This window comes from Paenibacillus tengchongensis (assembly GCF_008973665.1).
Taxonomy (GTDB): domain Bacteria; phylum Bacillota; class Bacilli; order Paenibacillales; family Paenibacillaceae; genus Paenibacillus_AQ; species Paenibacillus_AQ tengchongensis.
Window position 1 is genome coordinate 1 of sequence record NZ_WACP01000001.1, and the last position, 11,779, is coordinate 11,779.

6 protein-coding genes and 1 rRNA gene are annotated in these 11,779 nt (G+C 38.4%); all 7 read right to left on the minus strand.

The genetic code is table 11. The annotated features are described in order from the left end of the window. A 16S ribosomal RNA gene (locus F1381_RS00005) occupies nt 1-1,151 on the minus strand; the annotation flags it as partial. A gap of 498 nt (nt 1,152-1,649) precedes the next feature. Further along, nucleotides 1,650-2,603: an ornithine carbamoyltransferase gene (locus tag F1381_RS00010; protein WP_246187849.1), complete on the minus strand. Its 954-nt coding sequence runs from the start codon at nt 2,601-2,603 to the stop codon at nt 1,650-1,652. Between the two features lie 69 nt (nt 2,604-2,672). After that, nucleotides 2,673-3,395 carry a ParB N-terminal domain-containing protein gene (locus tag F1381_RS00015; RefSeq protein WP_222850409.1) on the minus strand — a complete coding sequence of 241 codons (723 nt, stop codon included), beginning with the start codon at nt 3,393-3,395 and terminating at the stop codon, nt 2,673-2,675. A gap of 68 nt (nt 3,396-3,463) precedes the next feature. After that, nucleotides 3,464-7,936 (minus strand): non-ribosomal peptide synthetase, encoded by a 4,473-nt coding sequence (locus F1381_RS00020; RefSeq protein ID WP_151732785.1) that lies wholly within the window; start codon nt 7,934-7,936, stop codon nt 3,464-3,466. A 47-nt stretch (nt 7,937-7,983) separates the two neighbouring features. Further along, on the minus strand, nt 7,984-9,687 hold the full coding sequence (locus F1381_RS00025) for an ABC transporter ATP-binding protein (protein ID WP_151732786.1): 1,704 nt from the start codon (nt 9,685-9,687) through the stop codon (nt 7,984-7,986). Continuing rightward, nucleotides 9,687-11,474 carry an ABC transporter ATP-binding protein gene (locus F1381_RS00030; protein ID WP_151732787.1) on the minus strand — a complete coding sequence of 596 codons (1,788 nt, stop codon included), beginning with the start codon at nt 11,472-11,474 and terminating at the stop codon, nt 9,687-9,689. Before F1381_RS00030 ends, F1381_RS00025 begins: the two co-directional genes overlap by 1 nt. 25 nt (nt 11,475-11,499) lie before the next feature. Next, nucleotides 11,500-11,772, minus strand: a complete 273-nt coding sequence (locus F1381_RS00035; RefSeq protein WP_151732788.1) for an acyl carrier protein — start codon at nt 11,770-11,772, stop codon at nt 11,500-11,502. Between the last annotated feature and the right edge of the window lie 7 nt (nt 11,773-11,779).

Sequence of the window (11,779 nt, forward strand, 5' to 3'; positions counted from 1 at the left end):
TTACCTGCTGGCAACTAAAGTCAAGGGTTGCGCTCGTTGCGGGACTTAACCCAACATCTCACGACACGAGCTGACGACAACCATGCACCACCTGTCTCAACTTTCCCCGAAGGGCACCTAATGCATCTCTGCTTCGTTAGTTGGATGTCAAGACCTGGTAAGGTTCTTCGCGTTGCTTCGAATTAAACCACATACTCCACTGCTTGTGCGGGTCCCCGTCAATTCCTTTGAGTTTCAGTCTTGCGACCGTACTCCCCAGGCGGAGTGCTTACTGTGTTAACTTCGGCACCAAGGGTATCGAAACCCCTAACACCTAGCACTCATCGTTTACGGCGTGGACTACCAGGGTATCTAATCCTGTTTGCTCCCCACGCTTTCGCGCCTCAGCGTCAGTTACAGCCCAGAAAGTCGCCTTCGCCACTGGTGTTCCTCCACATCTCTACGCATTTCACCGCTACACGTGGAATTCCACTTTCCTCTTCTGTACTCAAGCGATCCAGTTTCCAGTGCGACCCCAGGTTGAGCCCGAGGTTTAAACACCAGACTTAAATCGCCGCCTGCGCGCGCTTTACGCCCAATAATTCCGGACAACGCTTGCCCCCTACGTATTACCGCGGCTGCTGGCACGTAGTTAGCCGGGGCTTTCTTCTCAGGTACCGTCACTCCGTTAGCAGTTACTCTAACGGACGTTCTTCCCTGGCAACAGAGCTTTACGATCCGAAAACCTTCATCACTCACGCGGCGTTGCTCCGTCAGGCTTTCGCCCATTGCGGAAGATTCCCTACTGCTGCCTCCCGTAGGAGTCTGGGCCGTGTCTCAGTCCCAGTGTGGCCGTTCACCCTCTCAGGTCGGCTACGCATCGTCGCCTTGGTGGGCCGTTACCCCACCAACTAGCTAATGCGCCGCAGGCCCATCCCTTGATAGCAGATTGCTCCGCCTTTCATTCTTCCGCCATGCAGCAAAAGAAATTATCCGGTATTAGCTACCGTTTCCGGTAGTTATCCCAGTCCAAGGGGCAGGTTGCCTACGTGTTACTCACCCGTCCGCCGCTGAATGAATCGGGAGCAAGCTCCCTCATCACTCCGCTCGACTTGCATGTATTAGGCACGCCGCCAGCGTTCGTCCTGAGCCAGGATCAAACTCTCCAATAAGGTCGTTCCGGATGATCCGAAACTTTATCGAATAAGCTGATAGCTCATTTTGAAACTGACGAGAATAAATTCTCATTTGTGGAATCACTTTATTGAAACCAATAAGGTGAATTCCGATACTCACTCGTTGTTCAGTTTTCAAAGATCAACATTGTTGCGTTCGATCAATTTCTCATCAGCAGCAACTTTTATAATATATCATATTCAAAATTCGTTTGCAAGAGTTTTTTTAAGATAATCTCTTGCTGTCCTAACCGCCTTGATGCGGCCGGATTAATAGTATATCACGATATCAACAAATCTTACAAGCTGTATTTTTTACCATTGGCCCAACTTTATTTAAAAGTTGATAGGACTACCAATATACATCATTCAACCGGCATATTCAACATTAAATATTTCGGAAGTTGCCGACGGCCATGACCCACAAGATGGACACTCAGAAAAAGTGACATCTTGTGGGGCTTTGTGTTCAATACAAACTTTCTTTTTCTCTGCTTAATTGCTGCTAGAGCTTAAACACCATTCCATGGCTGCCATCGCACTGTACATTTTATTTTTTGCCTGCACAAACGCTATACTCGCAGGCCCATCCAAAACGTCTGCTTCAACTTCCTCACCGCGGTGTGCAGGCAAATCATGCATAAATACAGCACTGGAGTATGAATCCATTAACCGACTTGTTACCATAAACGGCTGAAAGCGTTCCTTCCAGCAAGGATCTTCTTTACTCGTACCTGTAGTTTCCCATCTTGTTGTGTATATGACATCTATATCATTTGGTAAGTCAAACGGATCATGATTCTCAATAATTTTTGCGCTGGAGATCTGAGCATATTGTTGAGCAGCTTGAAGAATTTCCGGCTTCAGTCCATATCCTTGGGGTGTTCTAAGATGCAACTCAGCGCCCGGAAACTTGGTTAGAGCAAGAGCTAATGCTGCTGCAGTATTATTGCCTTCACCAAAATAAAGTACTTTTATATTCTCAATTTTACCAAAGTGATTCTTAATTGTCGTTAAATCCGCCAAAGCTTGCGTAGGATGCTCATCTGCGCTCATTGCATTAATAACCGACATTTTGTTTTGTGAGGCAAACATCTGCATTTCTGACCATTCCCCTGCTGTTCTGGCAACTAGACAATCCAACATACCTGAAAGGACATTAGTTGTATCCTCAATGGTTTCCCCGGTGTTTATCTGTAGATCATTAGGGCCATAAGATATAATCTGTGCCCCCATTCTTAATGCAGCCGCGGAAAAGGCTGTTCTTGTTCTTGTTGAAGTTTTCTTGAAATATATGCCGATAATCTGTCCGACTAATAATTGTTGAATTTCCACATTACCCTTTGAAAAGTCCGTGCTGCGTTGTATTATTTGGCACAAATCCGCATACGAAAGATCATTTAAAGATATTAAATGCCTCCTCATAATCAAAGCACCCCCGTTGTACATTTCATAACACCCGGTCAACTATATGTATTTAAATACTTTTGGTATCCATATGGTTAAGAGACTTTCGGATCACTCACAAATATATACGGATTCCGGATAATATCTAAGTTTCTGTTGAATATTCACCAAAAAATCCAGCCAGCTATGCCCATAACCGTCAGGCTCCAGGTATTCCAAAGGTATTTTCAGGTTTAGTAATCGGTTACTTATAGAAAAATGCGTTACACCTGTGGGTAATTGTCCCCGTCTAGACACAAGCTTATTTATTTCCCCCATACTAAAACTATAAAAATCTACCAATATGTCTTCGCCAATAATCTCACTCTCATTTAGTTCACTGACTCTTAGAAAGGGTTTACAGCTATATTTAGCAACAATATTATGCATTGCATTCACATAACTCATTAAATTGTGGTCATCATTTAAATAGTAATAGAATGACTCTTGTTTTGAGTCCGTTATTTTAAAGGCATATTTTTGAGTGCTGAGCTCCTTTCCTGTTACTATCACATTTTTATCTGCGTAACCTTTTAACCATTCACCTGCTTTTACAAGATGAGACCACATATTTAGCTCTACATCTCTCTCCTCCACAATTTGACAAGCGACTACTTTAAAACCAAGCTCTTTTAAAGATAAGAAACGGTGAACTCCATCGATTATCATATACTCTTGTTCATTGATCCTGGTTGTGATTATAGGATTTATCAGCATTCTATCATTTAATATAGCAGACATAGTTTTTTCCAATCTGGTCGGTTGGAAATTTTCATGCATTTTAATGTTATCCACATGTAACAGCTGTAATGAGGATTTCAAGTCAATCATACTTTCTCCTTAATCACACATAAATTTTGTAACTATAGAAACAGACTATCTAACTCCTCCTGACTAATCTCCGCCGCATCAAAATCAGATGGAGTGTAATTAACATGAGTGGTTTGGTGGCAATGATCAACAATTTCTTTCAATCTATTTTCTAAGTTTTGAACAAAACCTGTTATGAAATCATCAGAATACAAAGTGCTGTTATAAGTTATTTCGAAACGGAGCTGGTCTTTTACGACCATCGAAATAATATCCATCTCTGCCGTCAAATGATTCTTCAGATCAATGTCAGGCCCAGTCCAGATATGACTCCAATCAATATATTGACTCTTGAATGCAGTATCGAACTCACCCATGTAGTTAAACCGGATCTCCGCCATATACACTTCGTTGTTAGTTTGACTCATACAATGATTTGAGAACATGTCAAAACCCACCCCATTCATGGGTACTGAACGTAACTGATCTTTCCACCTTTTCAATACAATTGTAAGATCACCAGTTGCTTCGGTCTTTAAAACTACCGGATACATCGTAGTAAACCATCCAACGGTTCGTGATAAGTCCAGCTTTGCATCCAACATTTCACGTCCATGACCTTCAATCTCAATGACAATTTCCCTTTTGCCTTCGTAAGAGTCAATTGCCGCCAGAGCGGTCCCTATTATCATTAATTCATTCGCATGTGTATTAAAAGCATAATTTGCTGTAGTAAGCAATTTCTTAGTGTACACCTCTGACAAAAGGAGAGACACTTTCTTTGCATTTTCTAATGCATTTTCAGATGTGATCTCCCATTTTTTATATATTGGCCTATCCGCATAGATCGAATCCAAATATTCCCGCTCCCGCTCTTCCATTTCATCCCTCTTGCCATATAAAAACTCAGCCCATTCTTGATAAGATGCCGTTTTAGCTGGCAAAGATAAGCTCATCCTATTTATGGTTTGCTTTAACAGCAAACTGATATCTTCCAGTAATATTCTCCAGGATATTCCGTCCGTTATTAAGTGGTGTGCAATAAGCAATAGGTACATATCACCTGTTTCCGTTTTAAATGGGGCCGCTTTAAAAAGTAATCCATTTGTAATATCTAAACTTGCTTTTAATTTGCCAGCTATAATAGGCATAAGCTCAAATGGTTCATTTCCGAAATGATCCAGATCCATTTTAAAGGATTGCAAATAATCATTTTGATAATACAAAATTTGTTCTTTCTGATTGTAGTTAAGCCTTAAAGCATCATGATGGTCCACAATATACACCATAATTTCATTTAATTGAGTTAGTGTGATCTCAGCATTAATTCTCAATAAAACGGACTGATTATAGTAATTTAAATTCTCAAAACGCTGGCCAAAGAACCACTTTGTGATTGGTGTGTGCTTCACGGTGCCTATACTTGTTCCGGAATTTGAAACATACCGATTTTCCTGCCGGATTAACATCGCCATATTTAAAATTATTGGATTAGCCAATATATCCTTTACAGATAAATGATATCCTTTGTCCAACAAGCTAGATGTAATTTGTATTGCTTTAATTGAATCGCCGCCCAAATGATAAAAATTATGATTAGCTTGAATAGAGCTATTTTGTAATATTTCTTTCAACACACAAATTAGAACTTCAGTTTCTTTATTTAATGCAGTATGCTGATCCTCTATTTCCATGGGGATTTTCGGATGTGGCAACTGATTTCGGTTAATCTTGCCATTATGGTCAAGAGGTATGTAATCCAATTGAACGATATAATCCGGAATCATGTAACTTGGAATGGAAGAGGCTAATTCACGCCTAATATTCAATTCATGAATTGGATGAGAACAAGTGACGTATGCACATAGATTTTTATTATTATCTTTTTCGTAAATAATAACTGTTGCTTCATTTATTCCTTCAATGCGCATTAAATTTTGTTCAATTTCCCCCAGTTCAATTCGATATCCCCTTAGCTTAATTTGCTGGTCAATTCTCCCTTTGTATTCCAGAACCCCCTCATCAACTAAACGAACATAATCACCTGTTTTATACATTTTTCCGCCCGGTGTAAATGGATTAACAATGAACTTTTCGGCAGTCAATTCCGGGTTGTTTAAGTAACCTTCTGCAACCCCTTCACCTGCAATATATAGCTCTCCTACAGAATACTTAGGAAGAGGCTTCAACAATCGATCCAAAACATATAGTTGTACATTATGAGCTGGCCGACCTATAGGTACAGAAATTCTATTATCCGTTTGATAATTATATTTATGCACGGTACACCCAACAACAGTTTCTGTAGGTCCATACTCATTATAAATCTCAATATCGGCATTGAAGATTTCGTATACCGCTCTAGCCAAATCCATTTTTAAATCTTCGCCGCCCACGATGATTCGCTTTATAGAAGAGCTTCGAAAATCATAATTCTTTATAAGTGAAAGATGAGCTGGTGTAAGTTTTATAATGGTAGCCAGATTTTTACGAAATATTTTGTGAAGGATAAATTCTGATGGGTCCTGTTGATAAATTACTATTTGGTGACCACTGATTAATGGCGTGAATAAGGAGGTTACAGTCAAATCAAATGAAAGAGACGAATATAGAGGGAAAATTTCAAGTTCGTTTTTAATGTAGGTCTTTTCAGCCCAGCATAAATAGTTTAATAAGCCCCGATTTTTGACCATTACCCCTTTGGGATTCCCTGTTGAGCCAGATGTGTACATCACGTAAGCAAGATCATCCGGGTGACTTATAATACCCAGGTTAGAGGTGTCTTCATTCATTAAATTCTTATTATGTACGTTAATAATTTCTCCTGCGAAATCAAAGGAAGCATCATATTCATCCATAATTAATAGAGAGATCCCAGAATCTTTAATAATATAAGATATTCTCTCTTGCGGATAACTCGTATCAATTGGAAGATACGTTGCCCCAGCTTTCATAACTCCCAATATTGCTATAATCATTTCAACAGAAGGATTAGTCATTACTCCAACAATGTCGCCACGAGTGATGCCTCTTGATTGAAGATACCAGGCCACCTGGTTTGCCCTTTGGTTCAGTTCAAGGTAAGTAAAGCCCTGTTGTTCAAGCAGAACAGCAATTTTGTTGGGTGTTTTATCTACTTGAGCCTCAATGATTTGAATGGTCGTTCGACCTTTAGGATATGCTGCAAAGGTATTATTTAAATCTAATAGTAACTCCCTTGATTCTTCATCGGAGATAACCGGAATCAGCTCTAATTCTGTCCCGGGATTGATCATAAGTTCCTGCATTAAATGATTGATGTTCCTAAACATCTGGACAACTTCTTGCCGTGTATAATCTTTCACTTTGTAATCAAAATCTAATGTCAACGCTCCGGAACAATCCCAATCCTTAATGACGAACTGCAGGGCATACAATTGTGAACCGTTGTAGAATTCATGATTTTCAACAGACTTACCTTCTATCGATTTGGGGTGGGTCGTATTATAATAATTAACACATAAATTAAAGAGATTATCGTAACCCTGCTTTTTAAGATCTAAATCATGCACTAATAAATCGTAAGGGTATTTCTGATGGATAAAATAATTGGTCATTTCTTTTTGTATCCGGACAATCAGATCTTTAAAACTTTCCTTCCCATAGATAGCTGTACGAAACGGCATTGAACTTGTAAACATCCCAAAAGTGTCTTTTTCTTTTTTTCCAGAGCGGTTAATTACGGGAGTACCAATAATTATGTCTTCAGCTTCTGTAGTTTTATATAGATACATTAGAAATACAGATACAAAAAAAATATTCATAGAAATATTATGACTTCGAACAAACGTTCTGATTTGATTAGAAAGCAATGAATCCAGTTTAAATGTCTCCCGGTTTCCGGTGAAATCATCAGAGCTGTATTTCAAGAAAACTTCGGGTAAATCTTTTAATTTCTCCTTCCAGAAAACCTTGTCCCTTTCGTATCGTGCCGATGCTAAATATTTTTTCTCCCGTTCATAATAATTAATATAGCTGTATGAAACATCATCTATAAGAAGACGTTCCTTTGAATTCTCTTCATATAGAGTATGGATTTGGTGAGTCAACAGTTGAAGTGACCATCCATCAGCAATGATGTGATGAAATTTCACAAAATAACCTGTTTCGCCAAGTGAAATTCGAAACATTGCTATATAAAAGAGAATATCGTTTTCTATGGAGAATGGTTTCGAGGCTTCTTTTTGAACCCAATCATCGAATAAGCTCTCCGCTTCTCCAAATCCACTAAAATCAAAATAATCAATTTTAGGCACATCGTAATAGCCGATATGCTGAAACATTTCATTATTTTGTTTGAATATTCGAGTACGGGTGTTTTCATTTTTTTGAATAAACCGTTTAATCGCATGTTCTAACCTGTCGAGTTCGACGGATCCCTTGATGCGAATAACCCCACCAATGTTATGAAGAGATGGATTAGAACTTATTTCTTTGGAATAATAAATTCTTTTCTGCGGATGGGTTAAAGGTAGGAGTTTCTGCACATTTATCGCCTCCCTTATTTCAGTTTACTTTATCAGCATTGAGTAGTTTAACTGATTACCATTCTATCTTCTTTTAATGTTCCATTCGCTAAAGTATAGATAACATCAGCAGCACCATAGGATTCCTTTTTGTGGGTTATTGTGATCACTGTCTTACCCTCAATCAATGTTGCCAGCGCTTTTTGAACAACAGCTTCGGTTTCCGGATCTAGTGATGATGTTGCTTCATCCATAAGAATGATTGGGGCATTTTTCAAGATACATCGGGCTATGGCAATTCGTTGTTTTTGCCCACCGGACAGAAGTACTCCATTACTTCCAACCATGGTATCATACTGATCTGGGAGACTCATGATAAAATCATGGGCGTGTGCTTCTTTGGCAGCCATGATTATCTCATCATTGGTAGCTCCCAACCGACCAAAACTTATATTCTCACGAATTGTTGTATCAAATAAAAAAGCATTTTGCGGAATATAAGATATAACGTTTCTTAATTGCAAAACAGATGTTTCTGAAGACAAGCCACTTTTGAATTGCTTTAAATTGACGTACACTTCACCATGTTTTATTGGAACAAGGCCTGTTAAAATTTTTATAATTGTACTTTTTCCACTACCACTTGGGCCACTTAATACTGCAATCTCACCCTGCTTAACAAGCATATTGATATTATCCAGCACATGTGTGCCATCATCGTAATCAAAAGATACATCCTTCAGGACAATACATTCGTTGTTGTTATCCGCATATCGAACGACTACGGATCCGTTCAGATGTTCAGTTTCCTCTTCAAGTATTGCCTTTATTCTGGAAGCCGCAGCTAAAGGTGCATGTAGATTTCCGATAAAAGTATTTATACTGCCGAACAGAAAGGTTACTCCGTTAAGCAATTGACCGATAGCAATAATTGTTCCAAACTCTCTCGAATTAGAAAGAAACAGGATTGAGCCAATGACAAGGGTTAATACGTAAGTCCCCCAGTTAATAAAAAAGTTCATTGATTCTATGCCGGCATTTTTTCGTTGGGAATCCTTATAGCTTTGAAACGTATCTTCACTCAAATCACTATATTGTTGAATAAACTTTTTTCTGATTGGAAACATCTTGACCAAAACAATGCCGGATATTAAATCTATCGTTTTTTCAGTTAATTTACCTAACCTCTCAAGCAGCTTATCATTGATCTTTCTTAAGTTTCTGGAAAAGAACACATTTACATAAGAAGTCAATGCACCAATTGCTATAAAAAGAACGGCAAACCGCCAGTCTAAAATAAACATGGATACTATAGACCCCATACCAAAAAAAACGGCAAATACAATCATATAAATATTTGAGGTAAAAGCATTCTCAATTGAACCTATATCATTACTTAATTTTGAGATCACTTCACCTGAATGATGTTTTTCAAAATACCGGTTAGGCAAATGTTCAATATGAGTAAAAACCTTTTTTTGCAGATCAGCCATCGCATGTTTAGCGCACTTGTTTCTCAAATAATTAAAGGCATATAATAATATTCCGGCCCCCACAGCTGTAGCTAAGGATAAAATAATGGCATATGTCAAATATCGAGAGTTGTCCTTCACTGCGGAGTCAACCATAAACTTCATAATCAGACCTATCATGATATAGATACTTGCACTAACTGCACCATGACCAACAGTCCCAATTACAAATGGAATTGTGCGTGGCTTTATTATCTGTAACAGCGCAATATAATCTTTAAGCGTACTTGTTTTTTTCATTAGTTGGCCACATCTCCCGGAATAGCGACATCATGCGAAGCAATTTGATTTTTATAGAGTTGATGATACACTAAGTTGTTATCCAGTAATTCCTCATGCGTTCCTATTCCTACTACTTCACCTTGATTCATAACTATAATATGATCCGCCTTCATAATGGTCGAAAGGCTGTGAGCGATAACGATGACAGTTCGATTGTCAGCAAGGATGTCAAGTTCCTTTTGTAAAGACTGTTCTGCTGACTTATCCAATGCAGACGTTGGTTCATCTAAAAGGATTAAAGGTGCATTTTTAAGTAATGCCCTTGCAATCGATATACGCTGTTTTTGTCCGCCTGATAAATTCATGCCGTCCTGGCCGACAATGGTATCATACTGATTAGGCAGATCCATGATAAAGTCATGGGCATTTGCCATTTTTGCAGCATTTCTTATAAGTTCAGTCGAAGCCTCAGGCAAACCAATTGCAATGTTTTCAGCTACAGTCATAGGGAACATATGACTATCTTGCGAAACCAGGGAAATATGCTGCCTTATAGTATTCAGATTTCTCTCGTCCAAAGGCCGGTTAAATACTTCGATACTTCCATGAGACACTGAATATAATCCGGTTATTAACTTAAAAATTGTCGACTTTCCGCTACCATTTGCTCCAACCAGTGCGTACATTTTGTTGGGAGCAATGTCGAAAGTTACATTATTTAGAACCGGTTCACCTTCATCCCTATATCTGAATGATACATTATTAAATTTGATAACATTCTCAGAAGAAGAATCGATATGTACTTCACTGCTGTCAGTCTCATTTACGTTTTCAATAGTCTCGTTCAGTAACTCCCTAATATAAGATGATGCCCCTTCTATACCCCGAACATCCCGGATCAGGTGCGGTATTTTGTTCATTGGTTCAATAATGTAATTCTGTAATTGTAAAAATGCCATCAACGTCCCCAGGGTAAGCACATCTTGCGTAATGAGGTAGCCCCCAAGTATTACGCATAAGACAAAGGGCATTAATCTCAAAACCACCTGGACCGGTTCCATTAAACTGTTTAGCTTAAAAATTTTTAATGAAGTATTTACTTCCTGGTCTATTATAGAAGCATGTTTTTGAGCAAAAATTCCTTCCAGATTGAAAATCTTCAAGATGCTCAAACCACTAATGGCATCCTGAATTATTCTCCCTTTGCTTCCTTGTCTTTCATTCAATTCATTATAGTAAGAACCATATGGCTTGCTGATCTTGTTTCCCAAAAAAATAGCAAGAGGCACCAGCATCGAACTTAATAATGTTAATTTCCAATCGATATAAAGCATACATGCAAACGCAACCAAAAATCGTAACGGCTGAAAAAAGAGCTCCGGCATCTGATATCTTAAAAATGCTTCTATTGAAGTTATTCCTGAATTTTGCCTTGCCGCAATTTCCGAACCATTGTTTTTCTCTATATATTTAACAGAAATATTAGACAGATGAGAATACACAGCAACACGGATATCCTTCGTAGTTTTACCGGCAAATTGAATTAGAAACAGCCTATTAAAGTAGATAATGGCTGTACTAAAAAGGATTATCCCCGCCATATATAAAACTGTTTGAATAAACAGCCCTTTTTCTCCTTCTAGAGCCAGGTCAATAATCTGTTTTAAGTAATACGCCAATACCACTTCTACGAAAATAATAATTAAAGATAAAGCAATACCACCTATCAGCCAGATCTTATGCGGTTTAATATAATTATAAAACCATTTAGCAATCCCTTCTTCAGTGTAATTCGTTTTCTTCATTCGTCAGCTCTCACCTTTCAAGTTACTATCCTAGTGTATTACGAATATACTTGACTAGTTTTCCAATCGTATTTAATCTATCTAAGCTTTCTAGTTCTTCATCTGCAAACTCAAACTTAAATTCAGTTTCCAAAGCAACCACTATTTTTATAATCATAAAAGAATTTAACCCGATATTTTGTAAATCATCATCTTGGGTCAGGTTACGAACAATATTCTCTGGGTCCTCTTCAAAAAGATCCTCTTCCTTCAAAATCCCGGTGATAATCTCCCTTACTCTTTCCTCCAAATTTATCATATGTCAA